The 20,020-nt window shown below is 38.9% G+C and carries 14 protein-coding genes; 4 read left to right on the forward strand and 10 right to left on the reverse strand.

What is annotated here, in order from left to right; translation table 11 throughout:
* Positions 1 to 59 precede the first annotated feature (59 nt).
* Together ACSHXM_RS05480 and rsgA are read right to left on the reverse strand one after the other, a co-directional pair.
* Entirely contained in the window at positions 60 to 4,145 is a 4,086-nt protein-coding gene (locus tag ACSHXM_RS05480; RefSeq protein WP_435687731.1) for a ThuA domain-containing protein, read from the reverse strand.
* A 181-nt stretch (positions 4,146 to 4,326) separates the two neighbouring features.
* Positions 4,327 to 5,379 (reverse strand): ribosome small subunit-dependent GTPase A, encoded by a 1,053-nt coding sequence (rsgA, locus tag ACSHXM_RS05485; RefSeq protein ID WP_435687732.1) that lies wholly within the window; start codon positions 5,377 to 5,379, stop codon positions 4,327 to 4,329.
* Between the two features lie 240 nt (positions 5,380 to 5,619).
* On the opposite strand from rsgA, the gene trxC reads away from it, so the two are divergent.
* The 3 genes from trxC (at position 5,620) to ACSHXM_RS05500 (ending at position 8,155) form a co-directional block, all read left to right on the forward strand.
* Positions 5,620 to 6,069 (forward strand): thioredoxin TrxC, encoded by a 450-nt coding sequence (trxC, locus tag ACSHXM_RS05490; RefSeq protein WP_435687733.1) that lies wholly within the window; start codon positions 5,620 to 5,622, stop codon positions 6,067 to 6,069.
* A gap of 11 nt (positions 6,070 to 6,080) precedes the next feature.
* Positions 6,081 to 6,806: an SOS response-associated peptidase family protein gene (locus ACSHXM_RS05495; protein WP_435687734.1), complete on the forward strand. Its 726-nt coding sequence runs from the start codon at positions 6,081 to 6,083 to the stop codon at positions 6,804 to 6,806.
* A gap of 74 nt (positions 6,807 to 6,880) precedes the next feature.
* Positions 6,881 to 8,155: an O-acetylhomoserine aminocarboxypropyltransferase/cysteine synthase family protein gene (locus ACSHXM_RS05500; RefSeq protein WP_435687735.1), complete on the forward strand. Its 1,275-nt coding sequence runs from the start codon at positions 6,881 to 6,883 to the stop codon at positions 8,153 to 8,155.
* A 167-nt stretch (positions 8,156 to 8,322) separates the two neighbouring features.
* On the opposite strand, the gene ACSHXM_RS05505 is transcribed toward ACSHXM_RS05500, so the two are convergent.
* The 7 genes from ACSHXM_RS05505 to ACSHXM_RS05535 form a co-directional block, all read right to left on the reverse strand.
* The gene (locus ACSHXM_RS05505) at positions 8,323 to 10,989 is read right to left on the reverse strand and encodes a response regulator (RefSeq protein WP_435687736.1); all 2,667 of its coding nucleotides are present in this window, start codon (positions 10,987 to 10,989) and stop codon (positions 8,323 to 8,325) included.
* Between the two features lie 7 nt (positions 10,990 to 10,996).
* Entirely contained in the window at positions 10,997 to 13,375 is a 2,379-nt protein-coding gene (locus tag ACSHXM_RS05510) for a TonB-dependent receptor (protein ID WP_435687737.1), read from the reverse strand.
* A 235-nt stretch (positions 13,376 to 13,610) separates the two neighbouring features.
* Positions 13,611 to 14,804, reverse strand: a complete 1,194-nt coding sequence (locus ACSHXM_RS05515) for an acyltransferase family protein (RefSeq protein WP_435687738.1) — start codon at positions 14,802 to 14,804, stop codon at positions 13,611 to 13,613.
* An 86-nt stretch (positions 14,805 to 14,890) separates the two neighbouring features.
* Entirely contained in the window at positions 14,891 to 15,565 is a 675-nt protein-coding gene (locus tag ACSHXM_RS05520) for a hypothetical protein (RefSeq protein WP_435687739.1), read from the reverse strand.
* Positions 15,562 to 16,470, reverse strand: a complete 909-nt coding sequence (locus tag ACSHXM_RS05525) for an ABC transporter ATP-binding protein (protein ID WP_435687740.1) — start codon at positions 16,468 to 16,470, stop codon at positions 15,562 to 15,564. The genes ACSHXM_RS05520 and ACSHXM_RS05525 overlap by 4 nt, the downstream gene beginning before the upstream one ends.
* Positions 16,471 to 16,494: 24 nt before the next feature.
* Positions 16,495 to 16,878, reverse strand: a complete 384-nt coding sequence (locus ACSHXM_RS05530) for a GntR family transcriptional regulator (protein ID WP_435687741.1) — start codon at positions 16,876 to 16,878, stop codon at positions 16,495 to 16,497.
* A gap of 180 nt (positions 16,879 to 17,058) precedes the next feature.
* The gene (locus ACSHXM_RS05535) at positions 17,059 to 17,907 is read right to left on the reverse strand and encodes a LytR/AlgR family response regulator transcription factor (protein ID WP_435687742.1); all 849 of its coding nucleotides are present in this window, start codon (positions 17,905 to 17,907) and stop codon (positions 17,059 to 17,061) included.
* A 118-nt stretch (positions 17,908 to 18,025) separates the two neighbouring features.
* On the opposite strand from ACSHXM_RS05535, the gene ACSHXM_RS05540 reads away from it, so the two are divergent.
* On the forward strand, positions 18,026 to 19,180 hold the full coding sequence (locus ACSHXM_RS05540; protein WP_435687743.1) for an acyltransferase family protein: 1,155 nt from the start codon (positions 18,026 to 18,028) through the stop codon (positions 19,178 to 19,180).
* A 23-nt stretch (positions 19,181 to 19,203) separates the two neighbouring features.
* On the opposite strand, the gene ACSHXM_RS05545 is transcribed toward ACSHXM_RS05540, so the two are convergent.
* On the reverse strand, positions 19,204 to 19,977 hold the full coding sequence (locus ACSHXM_RS05545; protein WP_435687744.1) for a glycerol kinase: 774 nt from the start codon (positions 19,975 to 19,977) through the stop codon (positions 19,204 to 19,206).
* Positions 19,978 to 20,020: the final 43 nt, after the last annotated feature.

The raw sequence follows: 20,020 nt of genomic DNA on the forward strand, positions 1-20,020 counted from the left end.
CGCAGAACTATAAGTTCGGCAGCCTTAGCACTATTTTTACTATTAATTGGGACTTCTTGCTAGTCTGGTAAACTATCAATCCATTGTTTAAGTAAATCAATATATTCTTGGTCTACTAAGTTTCTACCCAATGGGGGCATTCTGTCTTCAGGATCTGCACTTTTGTCCCGAATGTACAAAATAGAATTCTCTGGGTTTTTAGGTGAAACTACATAGGGATTGGCCAAGCCATAATCAACTAAGTAGTCTCGTTGATCGGCTAACTCCCCATTGATCACTCCTTGCTCATCCATAGGCGTTTCATATCTTGCATCCCACTTTGAAGCAATACCCTGAGGTCCATGGCAGGATGCACAATTAATATCCCAGTATGAACGCATTCTATGTTCCAATGTTTTTGTTGTGTCACTTATATTGGCATGTGCAGGAAAATCTGCGATTTGTTCAGAACTGAAAGGGTTGGAAAAGATGTGTAATTGATTCCAAGTTTTAAGTTGATTGTCGAGAATATTCGAACGAAAAAGGTAGGGACTATTTAGCGAAGCTGTTTTTACGCCTAGAATACCTTTGGCTTCTTCATTGTGACAATTTAAGCAATCTTCTGGGCTTGGGTAGGTCCAAGTTTGTATTTGGTTTCCATCATCTAATACAACACTTATCTCTTCCTCAACAGCTGTGGTGAGTAACTCAGCGTCTGAATTATCATCTCGCCATTTATATGTAACGCCATACAATAAGCCGTTTTCTCGCACTACAACTAACCTAGTTTCAAGGCGTTTTAGTTGTTCTGGTTCATTGACATCTGTGGGTAGGGCAAAGTGTTTTACAAACACAGTTCCTGCTGGCCATTGCCATTTACCCTCTTCATCCCAGATTACTTTTTTACCTGAGGGAATTGATACCCAACGTAATTTTTCGGCTCTATCAGACCACAAGGTGGCGATTGGCTCATAGGGAATAAGGCTATTTGAGGGAGTCATATTGGCAGTGTCAGTAAATGCACCGGTTTGCGACAATAACGTCGGTACATTACTAAAGTCGCCATTAGCGATAACAGGCATGTCTAAATATGGTTTAGCATTGGGGCGGCATTCAATCGCATATCCGTTACCTGGTTCACAAATTTCCGCACTTGAAATTGTTAACTGGGTCAAGGGACTAAGTTCTTCTGCTGTTGCACGTAAACTATTATCGTTTGAATTAAATTGTAAATACATACCACTGGATTTAGCCTGCAGAGCAAAAGAACCATCTTCATTTTGTATAATTAAAAATAGTGAATTATCAGTTGTCGCTGATGGCGTAAAGTTTAATTTACCATCCTCTTCTACAATGATGTATTGGTTATCTGCCAGAGACCTTAGTCGAACATAACCATTTTCGTCTTCTTCAATGATAAAAGTCTGTGCTTCTAAAGCAATTTCAAATATTGCGCTTAATCCAGACGTGTCAGAGTTCGTACCTAAGTATTGGCCATTTTGAGACGCAATGATTAGTATCTGTTCATTATCAGTAAACATGGGTTTTGGCGTCACTTTAATGCCACTAATCATAGGGTTTTCAACAACAGGGAAAAAATCTAAGTTAAGTAACCCATCGGTGACTTCCACAGAAAATGTCTGGTCGTAGGCTGTATTAATTCCCGCACTGGCAATGAGATCTAAGTTAGTAATTTTTCTTTGATTCTCTACATCGACATGAAAAGAGCGTGTACCTACTTGTGTGTGAAAGGTTTCAGCAAATTGTAGGGTGACATTGTACTCGCCATTGCGGATCGGTAAGGCGTAAGCCATATTCCCATTTTGCCAATGATGGGACTGATAAATCGTATCATCTTCTGTGGATTGAATAGAGTTTGTTCCTCCCGCTTGACTGCCCCCAGAAAAATAGTTATCCGCTTGATATTCAGTACCGTCTAGCGCTGTATAAGCATCACCTCCAGCATTAATAGCATAACTGGTAATAGACGGGTTATTAGGTAGGTTGCCGCCTACACCATCATGTGTGTAGTTTACCTCTACTAGAAGTCCTGCATCATTTGGTTTTCCACAGCAATTACCGCCATATGAAATCAGGTATAAACGATTATTGTGTGGCGAAATTTTTCCGTCAATAATACCGGCTAAAACCGATGTATTTAACCATTGACGTAAAGTAGGAGTGGTTTGTTCTACGTCGGCTTCAAACATTCGGTCATTGTTAAAATTCCAATACAACAATTTGCCATCAAAATAACTCGGTAACTTATGTGCATCTACGATATTGGAATTATAACGGTATACGTCAGCAACCATTAGGGCTCTATGACTGAGTGTTACCCATGAAGCTTGTGTATCTGGTAACTCTGTAGCACCCGTATTGTTCGGGGAATCATTTTGTACATTGCTTGGATCAAATTTATTGGCTGATGTTCTCGTTGCAAAGTTGTAATCATTATATGGGGCATTGTTACCTGTAAAATAAGGCCAGCCAAAATTACCCGCCGATAATGTTTTGTTAATTTCATCAACACCAGATGGCCCTCTATTAGGGTTTGAACTACCTGCGTCTGGTCCTATATCAGCCCAAATAAGGGCGTTATCGGCAGAGTCAATGGTAATGCGGTAGGGATTTCTATTGCCCATAACGTAAATTTCAGCCCTGTGTTCAGAATCTTCTGCAAATAAGTTACCTGCTGGTATTTGGTAACTTCCATCCTCTGTTGGACGGATCCTGAGTATTTTTCCGCGTAAATCATTAGTGTTAGATGAGGATTTTTGTGCATCCCAGGCACTTCTTCCAGTTTGTTCGTCAATGGGGGCATAACCTTCAGACGCAAATGGATTAGTATTGTCACCGGTCGCAATATACAAATTTTGTTCTGTGTCGAAAACCAGTGAACCAGCAGTGTGACAACATTGAGATAACTGCACAGGATAGCTCAAAATAATTACTTCTTGATCTAAATCTAATGACTGATCAGTGTTAATCGGAATACGACTAACATTATGCTGAGCCAAGCTAGGATGGGTATAATGGAAGTAGGCATATCGGTTTTGTTTGAAATTAGGATCTAGGGCAAAACCAATTAAGCCACCTTCATGTATCGCATTTACCTGTATGGAAGACGTTTCTATTAAGGTGTTGTCTTGCATTGCATAAAACGCTCCTAAGCGACCAATCACATAGATTTCACCATCAATCGAAATGTCTAATTCTTGAGGCTGATTAATAGAACTACCTAATACCTTTGTCGAGAATTGAGCATCAGATGGAGCAGGCCCACTCCATTGAGGAACCGCTAATTTTAACCTTCCGGCCCAGGCGATGGCCCCTTCAATATGTTGTATGAATGCTTCTTCAGAATATGAAGAAATGGTGTGGCCTAAACCACTGTAAAATGATCTGCCTTTACCGATTGTGTTATACCAAGCGATTGGATGATCGCCCATAGCGTCGTTGCCAGCGTTATAACTGTCTTCGTCTAAGGTTAATAACACATTGACCTGGGTGCGAGGGTTTTCTTGAAAGTTATACCATTCGTCGTTACGTTCCCAAGTGTCGCCTAAATGGAAAGAAGCGAGGTGCTCATTGTCTTCTACTTGTAATTCAGCTTGTTGAATATGCGGATGTGATTGGAAATATGCTCCAACTAAATCGCCGTACCATGGCCAACTGTACTCAGTATCACTGGCGGCATGAATACCGACATAACCACCGCCGCCTTCAATGTAAGTTTCAAAAGCAGTCTGTTGTTCTGTGTTTAATACATCTCCCGTGGTATTTAACCAGACTACCGCTGCATATTGAGCTAAGTTGGTATCATTAAATCGATCTGCATTTTCTGTGACCGTAACTTGCCAACTATGTTTGTCGGCTAAGTTTTGTAACATGTTTTGACCTGCTGTAATTGAGTCATGTCTAAACCCAGCTGTTTTAGAAAATACTAATACTTTATTTGAGACGGGATCGGGAGTCGGCTCAGGCTCAGGCTCAGGTTCTGGTTCAGGCTCTGGTTCAGGTTCAGGCTCTGGAGTGGGTTCTGGGTCCGGTGTGGGCTCAGGCGCTGGAGGAGGTGCAGGATTCGGTGCCGTGTCAGATCCACCTCCACCACAGGCAGAGCATAAAAATAATAAGGTAAATAGGATTAAGATGGAACTTCGCATATAAAACCGAGCATTTATTTGACATGTATTTGTTAACATATCGTTAATTTCTAATAAGGTAAAACATTGATTTTATTTTTAAAGTTATGCTTTTAGATAATTTGCATGACGCTTATTGATTTAGACCTAAGTTATGGCACCTATTCAAGCTAAAAGGAAGAATAGGTGCCCCTATGTTGGATCAGCTATTTCGCATATTACGTTTTGCATCGAGGCTGGACTTGATTAATTGACCAAACTCACGATCTTTTTGATGAGATTGGGCGATTGTCATGGAGTTTCTAGCCTGTTCCCGTAACATTTTTTGAAAGTTTATTAGTCGTCTTTGTTCTAGCTCTCCTGATTGAATGGCTTTTTGAACAGCACATTGAGGCTCTGATTGATGTTCGCAGTCAGCAAATTTGCATTTAGTTGCAAGTTGTTGAATATCATCAAATACCGCTTTTACACCTTCTTCACAATCTGTTAGCTGTAACTCTCGCATCCCTGGACAATCTAACAATAAGCCTCCAGCTTGAGTGAAAAATAGTGAACGACCTGTAGTGGTATGCCTACCTTTACTATCGTCTTCGCGTATGGTCGCTGTTTTCTCAGATGTAGTACAAAGTGAATTGGTAATTGTGGTTTTACCAACGCCAGACGAACCCAACAATACGCAGGTTTGACCCACTCCACACCAACCTTCTAGCTGCTTACAATCTTCGCTTTGATTAGCATTGATACACAGAACTACTAGTTGAGATTGTAAATCATGCAGTTGATCTAGATAAGTTTGTTGTACTTCTTGGTCAACTAAATCGGCTTTAGTCAGGACTAACACAGCGTCGACTTGCGCTTCTTTGGTTAAAGCCAAGTACCTTTCAATGCGAGATAGATTAAAGTCATGATTAAATGAACTCACAATAAACGCAGTGTCTACATTTGAAGCAATCAATTGGTTGGTGTTACTGCCAGGTGACTTGCGTTGAAAACAACTTAAAGGTTCCAATAAACGTGGTGCAAATGATGGCTCATTGGGCATTAATAACCAGTCACCAATGGTACTGGTTTGTAAATTGGGAAACTGTGCTAATGATACGTCTAGCTCGCCGCTTTCACCCCATATTTGTAGGCGATTCCGAAATACTTGTGTTATCCGGTAGGGGTTTGACTGTTCTAGCTCTTCTAAGCTAAGTTGTTGATTAAAAAATGCTTTCCAACCTAGTTGGCTAAGCGAATACTGTTTTTCAGACATGATAAATCCTGTTGTCATAAATTATTAATTTGGTTTAATACCAATTCAACTTGGGCAGACCCAAAAGACAACGGGTAGAGAAAAGTGAGGAAATAATCCTATTACTTTAAGAAACAGCTACCCGTTGGGTAGAGGCAACAATCATCAAATATCTCCTTTTTAAGTGTTAAAACGAGTAATCTAGAGGCAAAATAACAGTCTATTAGTATCATGTAAAGTGTCATGTTTTAGGAAATATATATGCATATAGTGTGTTCTCATTGTTTTGCTACCAATCGATTACCTGAAGATAAGCAGGTAGCCGAAGCTAAATGCGGGAAATGTCAAAAAACAGTTTATTCAGGAAAGCCAGTGGTTTTAGGTAGTAATAATTTTTATGCTTTTATAGAGCGTAATGACATGCCAATCATTGTAGATTTTTGGGCGAGTTGGTGTGGCCCTTGCCAAGCGATGGCGCCGGTATTCGAAAACGTTGCTAAACAATCAGCTGGTTTATTGTTCGCTAAATTAAATACCGAACACGCGCAGCAAATATCGGCAGATGCTGGAATTCGCAGTATTCCTACGTTAATCTTTTTCCACAAGGGAAAAGAGTTAGATAGGGTGTCAGGTGGTTTATCAGAGGCCCAGCTAAAAACTTGGGTCATGCAGTGTGTGCAAAAACATTCAGCAAAGAGCAACAAGTTATAGGGTAAACAAATATGTGCGGACGACTAAATGTAATAGATGATCCAGCTGTTCGCGAACTCTGCGAGGCTTTAGGAATAAAACTATACCCTCAAGATCCATCATCTGACATTCAACAAGAGATGTTATTTAATCGATTCACCCGAGTGGCTAATCAAGTGTCGATTATTCGCGAAGTATCCGGTCAACGAAGATTAGATAAGGCCATTTGGTGGTTGTTGTTAGAGCCCACAGAAACCAGTTTTAAGGCATCAAAATGGACCAGTTTTAATACACGATATGACAAGTTGAATGTCCCAGGTAGTGCAGGGTATAAAGCTTTTAGGCAATCTCGTTGTATTATACCCGTTAAAGGGTTTGGTGAAACTCAAGGAAAAGGAGCGCAAGCTAGGTATACCGATTTTAGTGCTGAATTTGGTGCCATAGCTTTGGGTGGGTTGTGCCGAGAATGGCGACATAAAGACACGGGAGAGTCAGCATTGTCTTGTTCAATTATTACCCTTGCGCCACATGCAAAGTTACGCGATTACCATCAGAAATCTTCTCCACTCATGTTAAGGCAAGATGATGACACTATGGACATGTGGTTAGACTCTACTTTGTCTGATGTCACTGTATTTAACGATTTAATGACACCACAATTACCTCACAATTTAATTGCTCAACAAATCGATAAACCTGCTTCTTTTCAAGCTATAGGGGCGAAAGAAACCCTATTTGCGGATGAACATTTAGCATAGCCAAATTGTTTTTTCCCTAGTAAAGTGAATGGTTAATTGTATGTAAAATAATCACATTATATTAAGGATGAAGTATGAAATTAGAATCTCTTGCGTTACACCATGGTTATACCTCTGAAGACACCACAAAAGCAGCTGCTGTGCCTATTTATCAAACAACTTCATTTACCTTTGATGATACGCAGCACGGTGCCGATTTATTTGATCTAAAAGTTCCGGGTAACATTTACACCCGAATTATGAATCCAACGACTGACGTACTTGAGCAAAGAGTGGCTGCCATGGAAGGTGGATTGGCGGCACTAGCTGTTGCTTCCGGAATGGCTGCAATTACTTATGCTTTACAATGTATTTGTGATGTTGGTTCTAACGTTGTTAGTACTAGCCAACTTTACGGAGGAACCTATAACTTGTTGGCTCATACCTTACCAAAGCAAGGTATAGAAGCAAGAATGGTCTCAGCGGATGATTTTGCTGGATTTGAAGCGGCGATTGATGAGAATACCCGGGCTATTTTTTGCGAATCTATTGGTAATCCCGCCGGTAATATTGTGGATATTGCGGCTCTGGCAAAAATAGCCAATAAACACGGTGTACCATTGATTGTTGATAACACCGTTGCCACACCATTTTTATGCCGACCATTTGAGTTAGGTGCGCACATAGTTGTGCATTCATTAACTAAGTATATCGGCGGTCATGGTACCAGTATTGGTGGCATGATAGTTGACTCTGGTAAGTTTGATTGGGTTGGGAATAAAACGCGTTTTCCTATGATGAACGAACCGGATCCTTCATACCACGGTGTTGTTTATACCGAAGCTTTAGGTGAAGCTGCCTTTATTGGCCGTTGCCGTGTGGTGCCTTTACGAAATACAGGTGCAGCTTTAGCGCCCCATAGCGCATTTTTAATTCTACAAGGCTTAGAAACATTGGGCTTAAGAATGGAACGCCATTGCGAAAATGCTGAAAAGTTAGCTGCGTTTTTACAAAATCACCCTAAAGTAAATTGGGTCAACTATGCAGCGTTAGCGGATAGTCCTTTTAATGAGGTGTGTCAAAAAACAACGCAAGGTAAAGCTTCCGGTATTTTGAGTTTTGGTGTTAAAGGGGGACTTGAAGGGGGCTCGCAATTTATTGATGCACTACAAATGATATTACGATTAGTCAACATTGGCGACGCAAAGTCTTTGGCCTGTCATCCTGCGTCAACCACCCATAGGCAGTTGAGTGAAGAAGAGTTGGCAAAAGCCGGAGTGAGTACCGACTTGGTTCGAATTTCTGTCGGCATAGAAAATATTGACGATATCATTGCAGATGTGAGTCAAGCCTTAGATAAGGTAAGTTAATCGCTCTTAATAACAAGTCTGAATGGTAACTAGTTGAGTTTTAAATATAAACTTAATTAAAACGAGACTTCTTATTCATAATTCAGGTTAATAAGTAATTTTGGCATATGTCCTTTGGGTTTTTATCAAAAGGGCATATGTTTTCGCAATCCAAGCAGAATGTGCAATTAATGTTTTATGAGAGGTAGGATTATATTTATTAACTTTTCCATATCAACTGGCTTTGCACTATGGGCGTTCATTCCTGCTGCAAGGTAACTCGCTACTTCATCTTCGAGTACATTGGCTGACAAGGCAACAATAGGAATATTAGCCACTTTAGGATCGGTACTGGCTCTAATCGCGAGCGTAGCTTGAATTCCATCCATCACTGGCATTTGAATGTCCATTAAAACGAGTTGAAAATTATTGGTTTGATTGATTAAATCAATAGCTTCTTTACCGTCGTTCGCTGTTGTCACCTTCGCCCCTTCATCACTTAACAAATGGTTGATTACAACTTGGTTAATTTCATTGTCTTCTACCACTAAAATGCTGACATCAAGTAGTCTGTTTTCCAATGTTTCAGTGTTGGAAAGGTTTTGTGATTCATTCATACATTCTTTAATAGTGGAAAATAAAAGTTCTGTTGAACAAGGTTTGCTTAATACGTGTTGTATGGGAAGCTGAGCTATATTTAATTCAATACTCGCTGTTTCATAGGCGGAAAGAATAATAATTTTAGGCATGTTTGTTAGGTCTAACTGCCTGACTTGTTTGATAAAATTTTCTCCGTCCATTTCATGCATTGTCCAGTCCGAAATAATAAGTTTGATATCATGCTCACTATTTTGAAGTTTGGATAAGCCTTCTTTGGCTGACAGAGCTTTAATTACCTGTAAACCTGCACCTGTCAAAAATTCTCCAACTATGCTCAATGCAATAGGATTGTCATCGACAATAAGCACTTCAAATTTGTCCTCAAATAAATATTGAGAGTCATCATCGATGATAACGTCTTTGTTAAGCTCTATCATCATGCTAGCAGTAAAACAGCTTCCACCATTTTGTTTACTGGTCACCTCAATGTTTCCATTCATGGCTTCACACAACTTTTTGCTAATGGATAATCCTAGGCCAGTGCCGCCATATTTTCGTGTAGTAGAGGTGTCTGCTTGGTTGAACTTATTAAATAATCCAGCAAGTTCACTATCTAACATGCCTATCCCTGTATCAGTCACTTTAAAATAGATTATAAATTGACCGTCAGCCGCACCTAATGGCTGCATAGATATATCAACGTTGATTTTTCCAGTGTCGGTAAACTTAATTGCATTCCCGCAAATATTTATTAACACTTGATTGATTCTAAATACATCACCCATTAAATCTGGGAAAAACTCTCCTTCAATGTTGACGTTAAAGCTTAGACCTTTTGCCTTACAAGCTTCATCGAATGATACCTTTAGATTATCAATGACACTGTTAATAGAAAAAGCTTTAGTTTCTAACTCGACTTTCCCTGATTCTATTTTTGAATAATCTAAAATATCGTTAATTACGGTTAATAAATGTTGGCCGGAGAAACTTAACTTATCCACGTAACCTAGCTGTAGTTTGTCTAACTTAGTCTGTTTTAATAAACCGGTTAACCCAATGACACCATTTAACGGGGTGCGGATTTCATGGCTCATATTCGCCAAAAATTCTGATTTTGCATTTTCTGATACTTTGGCTTTTTTTACTGCCTTTGCTAACTGTTCATTGTTCTTTTTCAGCTCGTTTTTTTGTTTAACTAATTCAGATGTTTGGCGAGTCACTTCCTTTGTTAGGTTACCTTGAATCGATAACAAAGCATGGATGACGATAGCAACACATGCTGACAATACTATTCCAGCAATAAAAAGAATAAACAGTAGGCTATTAGGTTGTTCTAAGTTTTGATTAGTTGGAGTAATAACGAGTGTAAATTGATTATTGACTAACTGAATAGGAAAACTAAAACTGACGTTAGCTCGCTTAATTTTATTTTGTTTAACAAGCTGTTTCGCGGGGTAATGGTATTGATTATTATTTTGGTCAACTAATGCATAGGAAAACTCATTCTGTTCTAGATTGCTGTCAAAAAAGCTGGAAATAAATTGGCTAGATAAAACTAATCCTATCACTTCAGCTTTTGGATTTTCTTCGGTTACTTTGCTTAAAACAGGCATAATGTACAAAATAAAGGCTTCATCACGTATGCCTTTAATGGGACTAGAGAAGTTTGAGATTAAAGGTGATTTGCTCTCTATAACCGGAAAAATTAACGGGCCAATTGGAGAATCGGGTGTCACGTTTCTGCCAATAAGAAATTGTTCGTTTAAATCAGGGTAAGTGTAAGCTAAAACTGAGTAGTGACCATCAACTAAGGTTGCCGCTGAAATATTGTTAGGCGGGGCAAAGTCAAAAATATCAAAATTAGAAAACTTAGGCTCTCGATTTTGGCGAACTTGTTCTAATACCGAATGTTTGTCGTCAGCTGAAAACCTTCGAATAGCACTTATCTTCCGACCCTCAGGGAAGTTTGGAAATACACGGGTTATAAACTCTTCAAATTCGGCGTAACTCACATAACTTGAAGATGAAAAAAGATTGGCTATCGATGAAACTTGAAAAAACGAACGCTTTAATTCAGCTTCTATATCTTTCGCATTGATTTCAGCTCGTTGTTGATAGTGGGTTAAAAGGTTGGTCTTTTCTTGGTTTAGCGCTAGATAATATATATAACCAGAACAAAAAAAACCGAATACCAACGCTATTAATGAGTAGTATTTTGAATTTTTGAATAAAAAGTGTTTTAGTTCTTGTTTCATAGTTTAATTAAAACATTACTTTCACTGTAATTCCTAGCGATTTTGGATCCCCTTGAGAGCATAAACGAATGTTATCTGGAGAAGCGCCAGGCGCAATCGCTCTTTCTGAACAATATTGTTTATCTGTCACATTTTTGGCCCACAGAGATGCTTGATATTCTTTATTATCACCGAATGAATATAAGAGATTTACAGATAATAATCCGATTGCCTTTTCAGAGAAGTTTTTAATCCATGTCTGAGAGTGTTTACCAGCCAACTGATGAATATGTTCACCTAAATAAGAATAATGAAGGTTAAAATCAAGGTCTCCAGTATCTAGTTCATAAGTTTTGTGGGCGGACAAATGATAACTCCACTCAGGTGCGTTAGTCAGTTTATTACCGACTTGGACTTGTTCTAGGAAACTTGCCTTATTTTGTTCTGGAATGCCTTGAGTGTCCAAATTAGCATTTGTCACTTTACTATCTAACCAGGCTACACCAACATTAAAGCGCAGAGATGACGAAAGTTGCCAAGCCAAGTCGAATTCTGCACCAGTTGACTTTGCCTCTGGTAAATTAACTAACGAGGCAAATAAATCTGCAGGATTGCCAGGGTTATGAACCAAAAAAAATTGATAGTTTTCCCATTGGTTATTAAAGACTGAAGCGTTGATTCGCACTTTTTTATTAAAAACTGTACTTTTAACACCCAGTTCACTGGTAACCAAAGTTTCTGGCTCTACTATTTTACTAAGCAGGCTTTGATATGCTGTGGATGTTGGGTTTGAATTAACTGAGCCCATTTTAAAGCCACGGGATAAATTTGCGTAAACCATAGTTTGTGGTGTCAATTTGTAATCTAAGGAAAGTTTACCTCCCCATTGATTAAAGGAATCGTCAATTTTCGCTGATGCAGGAAATCCACTGCTAACCTTCAAAAACCGGTTTACACCCTCAAACCCCATGTGATCAGACAAACGATTAAAATTGTTATTACCTAAACTGTACCAACCTAGACTGCCTAAAGGGAATTCTTGGCCTACTAAATCCATCATCATTCCAGCTGAGTTAACTGTGGGGGTAAGGTTTTGGTTCGTCCATCTCAATCCCGCTGAAAAGTTAAGGTTTTCCAATAATGGCGTTGAAAGTTGGGCATACAGAGATGTCGTTTTGTTTTTATGTTCAACCCAAGCACCTCGGTCAAACATTGGACCAATGCCTGCGTCTTCTATCTCGTCATCTGGACGACCCGGTCCCGCAGGATCAATCAACGCTGTTTGCAATAAATCACCATCTTCATGACTGTATAGCAGGCCCACAATCCATTGGATTTGTTTGCTAACGACGGATTGTAATTGCACTTCTTGCGAAAACGACTTGGTGTCTGTTGAGTTATAAGTGGTTGTTTGGAACACCGATGAGGGCAGGTGTTGGCTTCCCCAATCGTCGGTACGAGCAGTTTTTACCTTTTCAAAGGAGCTAATTACGTTTATTAAATAATTTTCTTGGGATACCTTTACTTTGAAATAGCCACCTAGTGCATCAATGTCATTAATTGGATTGACCATGGAAGAGTAGTTTTTAGACAAGTCATGATTATTTAAGTTAATGATATCCATATTATTTAATGGGCTAATTGCAGACTTTACTTCTGCAATTTGATTTTGTTTTCCCCCGTATAAACTTGCTTGAATTTCGATGTTTTCAGTGAATAAATAGGCCAGTTTCAAGCGAATGCCATCTTGGTTAATGTTATTAAACTTTGTGTCATTACCTTTTATTTCAGAGCTTATTAGGCCATCTCGATTATGTGAAAAGGCTGCAAGCCTGATGTTTAACTTTTCAGTTAATTTTGAAGCAACGGCTGCATTCAAAAACTTCTGCTCGTGGCTGCCTAATGTTATCTGGCCATAACCATTCAATTCATCATCATTGGTATTATTTGAGATGAAATTAATTGCACCTGCAGTTGTGTTTTTGCCATATAGCGTATTTTGCGGGCCTTTTAATACTTCGACCCGATTAATATCATAAAGGGCAAAATTAGCTAACATTGGATTAATAATAGCCACATCGTCAACGTATAGGCCCACGGCAGGTATAGCGGTTAAGTTAAAACCATCCATACCCACACCTCTAATATAATAATTGCTTATCCCACTGATTGACCGAGTTGTATTAACATTTGGTATTAAACTGGCGATTTCACTTGCTTGAGTTATATTGGCAGTCTCTAACGTATCTGCAGAAAGGGCGGTAATGGATATTGGGATTTCTTGAACAGGTTGAATTCGTTTTTGCGAGGTGACTTCAATGATTTCAAGTGTATCGCTTGTGGCAGATGTGACAGTAGGATTATATGCAAGCATTAAACTGGCTACTAATAATCTGAGTTTTGCCATGTGATGGAACTTAAAGATAAGACGACTCACCCATTAGTGTATTGTGATACTTAATTATCGACATGTTTTTAAAACCTATTAGGCTTAAACCTAATCCAACAATACCGATTCGTCAAAGGCGATACAATTGGTTTGTTTAAAAAATTTACCTCTCAGATGCAATTAATTTATTTGTTTGAGGACACTGAAAATGGGCAACTGGAAGGTTGCCCATTTTTCTACAGCTGCAAATATTCTAACTTTTTATTAGCTCATTGTTTACATTGGTATCTGAGGCTTTTCTCCTACCATTTAATAACCAACCAATTGGCGTGTGTTTAACAAATATTAGGTAACTAATATAGCCTATGGCAAGGGTTCCAAAAGAGCTTATCAAAAACTCCAATAGCAGTGGCAAATGCAAGTCTAGTAGTAAGAATTGAATGACCCATAATACTGGCAAGTGAACTATGTATATCCAATAAGAAGAATTAGCCACGCCTCGCATAAATGCATTTTGTTTATTAAAAACAGTTTTGCTAACAATCAGTAAAAATAGGCTCATAAAGACGCCGACATAGGCTTGTAAGGCTGAAATGCCTACTTGATGTAATGACAATTCAGGGCCTTTTCCTGCTTGCTCCATGACTTGTTGCATACTCACTTCTCCACCCAAGGTACTGTGAAAAATACCGTAGCCTGCTATGGAAGCCACCAACATGATAACTAAGTACGGCTTAAGTGCATCTAAAAATTCTTCGTTTTTGTAAAGGCCATAACCAAATAAATAGAATAACCCATGATAACCGAACGCCCATAATTGAGGTGTGAGTTGCTCGGGTGCAGGTAAAGGCGCATGTTGAGACACGACTGCCGGAACAAGTAATAAAGGCGCGATTAATAAGAATGTTTTGGGCATATTTACAATCCTACGCATCCAATCAAATTTACAGTATTTAACCACTAGTACCGTTAACAAATAGAAGAAAGTTAGGTTGTATAAAAACCACAAATGCATGGTACTAGGTGGTGGTGTCGGTGCGTCGGGCATTTGCGACATCATGGCAACCATGCCTAACATGGGAGATTTGTTCTCAATTGCTTCAACCGCCCAGCCAAACATGACTACCATACTTATCATTACTAGCGGTAAAAATATAACCAGTGGCAAAGTGACTCTTTGTAATCTGTTTTTTAGCATTGCACCTAGCCCACGCTTTTTAACTAACAAGGCTGCAAAAAAACCGGCAATAACAAAAAATAGTGGCATTCTAAAGCTATGACTAAAGAACGCTAGCACATCTACAACGGCTGAATTTTGCGGATCCGATGCAGGCCAAAGTTGATTCATCATTGGACTGTAAGCCAATGCAGCGTGAAAGAATATGCCCAGTAACATGGCAAAAGCTCTTAAATTGTCCATATAATGGACGCGACTATCTCTACTCATAATAAGCACCTTTTTAAAAATATAATGAATGTGTAAGCCTTTGTATTAGTTAATTGTCTCTACAAAGGCCAAGTGGTAGGTTGAAGTTATTCTAAAAAACAGGTCTTTTTAGATTTTATGTACCAAGTAACCGTTAGGATGAGTAGGATCATGCCTACTTCTATCGCTATGATACTCAGTACGGTGGGGTTAATTGTTATTTGTTCTTGATTGATATAGGGGCCAATGTCTTCTAACTGTGATACATAGAACATAAATAAATTAAAGAAAACGTTGAGTATTACCATCACCACAATACTAACTGGTAATGAACCTGACAGAATACTTACCGCAAGAAGTACAGTAGCAGCCACTAGTATTTCTAAGCATAAAATTAGCGCAATTGGTAGCATGCCATTTGGTAAGGCACTGACCAGGATGAGGCCAAGTAAAGTGAGCACAATTGGCAACCAACAAACTAGGTAAATCCCAATACAGCCGAACAATTTGGAGCTGGTGTAATCAATGGGTTTAATGGGTAAACCGATTAAAAATGAAAACTGGGAGTCTTTAACTTCGTTGATGGTCGAGCTAAAGATAATATGGGCGCTGGCGCCAATCAGTACAGTAATTAACCATACAATACCAATGTAAAATACCGTATATGAAGGCATTGTCATTAAGATGCTAGCGAGTATGCCTAAGACAATATAAATCAGTACGTAAACTTTGAATAACTGCCAATCTTTGTTGATTAATTTTCCGATCATCAAGGTGTTCATAATTGCCCCCCTTTGGCGCTTGTATTACGAGAATGATTAACATTAGCTAAAAATATTTCTTCCAAACTCATGTTTTCAACGGCATGAATTTTGATATTTTGCTGTTGATAAGCTTCTAAAATTAACGGATCAAAATTGTTACTGACAACCGACGCGATGCGTCCTTCTTGCTCTACCTGAATAATACTGCCAGTGGGTTGTAACGGCAGGTTAGAAGGAACTTCTAATTGAATGCGGCGCCAATTGTCTAAATAACTTTCTTTGTCTTGGCTATCAATAATGCTGCCACGATCAATAAAGGTAATCTGGTCTGAAATTTTTTCTACATCAGCAGTATTGTGAGATGAGAACAATACTGTACGTTCTTCATCTTTAAGAATTAAAGCCAATTCGTTGTTTACTTCCTGACGAGCCACAGGATCTAAGCCAGTGGTGGGTTCATCTAAAACTAAGAGTTTAGGTTGGCGCGCTAAAACTAATAACAATTGCGCTTTGATGTGTTGCCCTTTAGAAAACTGTTTGATTTTTTGTTCTAAATTCAGGTCAAATCTGTGTAAAAGCTCTTTTGCGTAATTGTCATCCCAACTGGGATATACAGACTTAATAAAATTGATGTGCCAAGCTAAGTTCTGCGCTCCGTATAACTTCATCTCTTCTGAGCTATAGCCCACATCTTGTTTTAACTGAGATTGCATATTGGGCATGGCATGGCCCAATACCGATATGTCACCACTATCAGCTCGCATTAGGCCCATAATCAGGCGAATAGTAGTAGATTTCCCAGCACCGTTGGCACCCACAAAACCCATAATTTGGCCTTTAGGTAGAGCTAAATCGACATTTTTTAGATCGAAATAGCTAAAATGCTTACTCACATTTTTTAATTGAATTGCTAAATCTTGCATTACATTCACCTAATTTATCTGTGTTTAGACAGATGTGTTCAATAACACTTGTTGAATTCTTTCGGTTATTTCAGCATCACTTAAACCAAGTTCTTTAGCATGCTTAACCGCCTGTTTTAATTTTTCGTCTAGCTCGGCCAGCAGTAACTCATTGCGCATGTCCGAACTTTCAGCAACAAAAGACCCTCTACCCTGTTGGGTGTAAATTACCCCCTCTCGCTCTAGTTCAGAGTAAGAACGTTTTATGGTGATGACACTAACGCCAGTAGCGGCAGCCATTTCTCGAATGGATGGCAAATGAAACCCTGCTTGCCAATCTCCCACTGAGATCTTTTGTTTAATTTGGACCATGATCTGCAGATACATGGGCCGGCTGTCAGTTTGCGAAAGAAACAATTTAATCGTCATTAAAAAAACATCGCTGTATATACACTATATGCACAGTATATACGGATATGCACAGTTGGCAAATTATTTGTGTGATTTTTAAGCTTTGAAAGAGGGGGTTTTCTTAACTCGTTGTAATTTATAGTGTTTTAATTTTTGTTTTGTTGTTGAAGTGTGTATATACAGTGTGTGCACAGGGAGTTAGGACAGAACTTTTTTAAATTCTTCTTTGTACCTGCGTGAAATTGAGACTATTTGGCCATCTGTTAAGTGGATATCACCATCGCCACTCGCTTGGTAATTAATGTGATCAATAAACTGGCTGTTTACAGCATAAGATCTATGTGTTCTGCAAAAGCCTTTAGTTAAAAGTCGCTGGCTAATTTGCGATAAAGTCGAACGAAGCGGATACACTCTGCCTTTTGAATAAAGGTTAACGTAGTTTCCGGCTGACTCCATCCATTCAATGTCGTTTACCTTAATCAAAAACTCCCGATCTAATTTTTTAACTAAGAAATGTTCAGGTACAGTTTCAACAACTTTTTCTGACTCTTGGCTAATTAAGTTAGCTTCTCCTTTTAACCGGCTATAGATGAATTGATATAGCTGAAACAATCCTAGAAAAAATAAATACCCCCATAAGTCTTTGCGATACTCATATAAAAATTCTCGAAAAATCGGCCCGAAGTGATAGTCACTATTATAGGTCCAGTAAGCTAATTCCCTAAGTGCAACCATAATGCTGATATGCAAAATGGAAAACACCAAGGATGCCACTAAGTGAATAATAATTTGATGTTTGATTCGGGTAAGCTTTACTGGAAAGTGTGTCCATAACTTTGATAAAAGGGGTAATAAAACCAACACACCTATAGCACTTGAATATTCCCAAACAAAGGGCTCAATAAGTAATATTTCAGGCGTGCCGTGTCGCAGAGCTTCCATCCATTCTGATGTTGCATTGATACTATTGTTAATCAACAAATAGCCTACAACTAGTAAAAATAGATACAAATTTTTATGTCGCTCAAAACGTTCGAACAAAGTCACTTCTTTTATCCCTGGTATCCACCGTTAGTCACTAAGTCCCACCTAATAGGTACTTAGGTATGGTGTTTAGTTAGAGTTGTTTACATGCTGTAAAGACTATTTAACCGCAAGGAACACTATGACTCAAGTATTAGATCAACGACGTTATGATATCGACTGGCTGCGTAATTTGGCATTTTTGGTACTCATTCTTTATCACGTAGGTATGTACTACGTGGCTGATTGGGGCTGGCATTTAAAAAGTGAGAATCAATCCATTTGGTTACAAAATTTGATGTTATTAACCAATCCTTGGCGTATGTCTTTGTTGTTTGTGATCTCAGGTATGGCTACGGCTATGGTGGATGATAAATTTAGTCGAGGGCAACTTGCTAAAATTCGAGTTAAACGAATACTCATTCCTCTATTATTTGGCATGTTTGTAGTGGTTGCGCCTCAGGTGTATTTAGAAGGGGTGAGTAAACATGCATTACAACTCGATTACTGGCACTTTTGGCTGGAATACGTTAATCCAAATACAGATTTATTGACCGTACAGCATACTCCTATTGGTTTATTGACCTGGAATCACCTCTGGTATTTACCGTATTTGTTGTGTTACAGCTTAGTGTTTTTGGCAATTAGTCCGTTGATAAAATGGATTTCCCATTGTTTAGAGCGACTAAAAATAAAGGCATGGCTGGTATTTATAAGCTTAGTGTTAATGAGTACTTACATATGGTGGAGTCTCAGTCATAGATATCCTACCACTCATGCTTTAGTGGGGGATTGGTATAATCACGCTAGGTATTTCTGGGTGTTTATCGTTGGTTATATGATCCCTAAATTGCCCTATTTATGGGATAGGTTAATTGGCTGCCGCAGAGTTATGTTATTAGTCGCTTTAGCTGGGTATGTTTGGTTACTGCTTGATTTTAATGGGCTGTTAGAGCTTGACCAAGGGTTAAATCAACAAGTCTGGGTACAGCTAGTTCATGGCTTATTGCGTAGTCTAAATTATTGGGCTTGGATTTTGGTATGTATTGCTTATGCAGGCCGCTATCTGCAGTTTTCTAATCGTGTTTTACAATATGCTAATAAAGCCGTATTGCCATGGTACATACTGCACCAAACACTGATCTTGATGATAGCAGCTAGCTTAGCGGTATTGCATTGGCCAGCTTGGTTAGAAGCCCCCATTCTTGTGTTATTAACGTGTTTAGGGTGTTGGTTAGGTTACGAACTAGTATCTCGTTTTAGTGCACTACGATTTTTATTTGGACTAAAGAGTTGATATAAAAGAACGATTTGGTTGAATTAATAGGCTTGTATACCAAATTTAAGTAATCGCTTAGGTAAAGTTTCGTCAAGGTTTTGTACATCTTTGTCTGTGAGTTCGATAAGGTGAAAGTCGTACTTTTGATATATGGCAAGTTTCTTCTCTTTACGGGCAAGATACATGGGGTCATTGTTGTAACCCCAATATTCGACGTATACCTTGCCAGCTGGAATGTAAAAATCGCTATATATATCTTCTTCAATAGGCAGCTTGCGGTGATAGGCATGGACGATTTCAGCCATATACAACCAATTATCAATAATCATTTCTGCATTTGAAGCGAGGCAGTGTCCATCTATAGCTATATGTTTGGTTTTACCATTGATCTCAGTGGTATTTAAAGCCCCAGTAAGGGCTTTAGTAGATGACAACAAAATCTTTGACTGAGTGATTGTCATTGGCCATTTAACGTAAGGAGCGCCAGAGCGAGTGTCTTCACTTTGCTCTGCACCTTGCTTTAGGCCTTGTTCAGTTACCACCCAGCCTTTAAGACTTTTATTTACCCAGCCCAGCTCCGAAAAAACATGATTTAATTTGACTGCTGATATACCAAAATCTTTCGATAATTGAGTAGACGTGACCATCTCAATGGGCGTATCTGGTGTTTGATGCTCGGGAAGCTTGTCTAAGTTAAAGTCTTCCGGCCATTCTATATAATCTCCCAACTTAACTGAGGTTTTGATCCTACCTCCAGCCAACTTACCTTTCGCAGTTAAAGTCCATTTATCAGCATCGCGAACAATAAAATTCACTTCAACTAATTTGGAGAAAAGTAATTTCGTCTCTATTTTTAGA

Origin of the sequence: Paraglaciecola sp. (assembly GCF_051252315.1) — a bacterium.
In the GTDB taxonomy this organism is placed as follows: Bacteria; Pseudomonadota; Gammaproteobacteria; order Enterobacterales; family Alteromonadaceae; genus Paraglaciecola.

Coding starts and splice junctions, on each gene's coding strand:
- ACSHXM_RS05480 (WP_435687731.1), bottom strand. CDS start 4,145: ATGCGAAGTTCCATCTTAATCCTATTTACCTTATTATTTTTATGCTCT.
- rsgA (WP_435687732.1), bottom strand. CDS start 5,379: ATGTCTGAAAAACAGTATTCGCTTAGCCAACTAGGTTGGAAAGCATTT.
- trxC (WP_435687733.1), top strand. CDS start 5,620: ATGCATATAGTGTGTTCTCATTGTTTTGCTACCAATCGATTACCTGAA.
- ACSHXM_RS05495 (WP_435687734.1), top strand. CDS start 6,081: ATGTGCGGACGACTAAATGTAATAGATGATCCAGCTGTTCGCGAACTC.
- ACSHXM_RS05500 (WP_435687735.1), top strand. CDS start 6,881: ATGAAATTAGAATCTCTTGCGTTACACCATGGTTATACCTCTGAAGAC.
- ACSHXM_RS05505 (WP_435687736.1), bottom strand. CDS start 10,989: ATGAAACAAGAACTAAAACACTTTTTATTCAAAAATTCAAAATACTAC.
- ACSHXM_RS05510 (WP_435687737.1), bottom strand. CDS start 13,375: ATGGCAAAACTCAGATTATTAGTAGCCAGTTTAATGCTTGCATATAAT.
- ACSHXM_RS05515 (WP_435687738.1), bottom strand. CDS start 14,804: ATGAGTAGAGATAGTCGCGTCCATTATATGGACAATTTAAGAGCTTTT.
- ACSHXM_RS05520 (WP_435687739.1), bottom strand. CDS start 15,565: ATGAACACCTTGATGATCGGAAAATTAATCAACAAAGATTGGCAGTTA.
- ACSHXM_RS05525 (WP_435687740.1), bottom strand. CDS start 16,470: ATGCAAGATTTAGCAATTCAATTAAAAAATGTGAGTAAGCATTTTAGC.
- ACSHXM_RS05530 (WP_435687741.1), bottom strand. CDS start 16,878: ATGACGATTAAATTGTTTCTTTCGCAAACTGACAGCCGGCCCATGTAT.
- ACSHXM_RS05540 (WP_435687743.1), top strand. CDS start 18,026: ATGACTCAAGTATTAGATCAACGACGTTATGATATCGACTGGCTGCGT.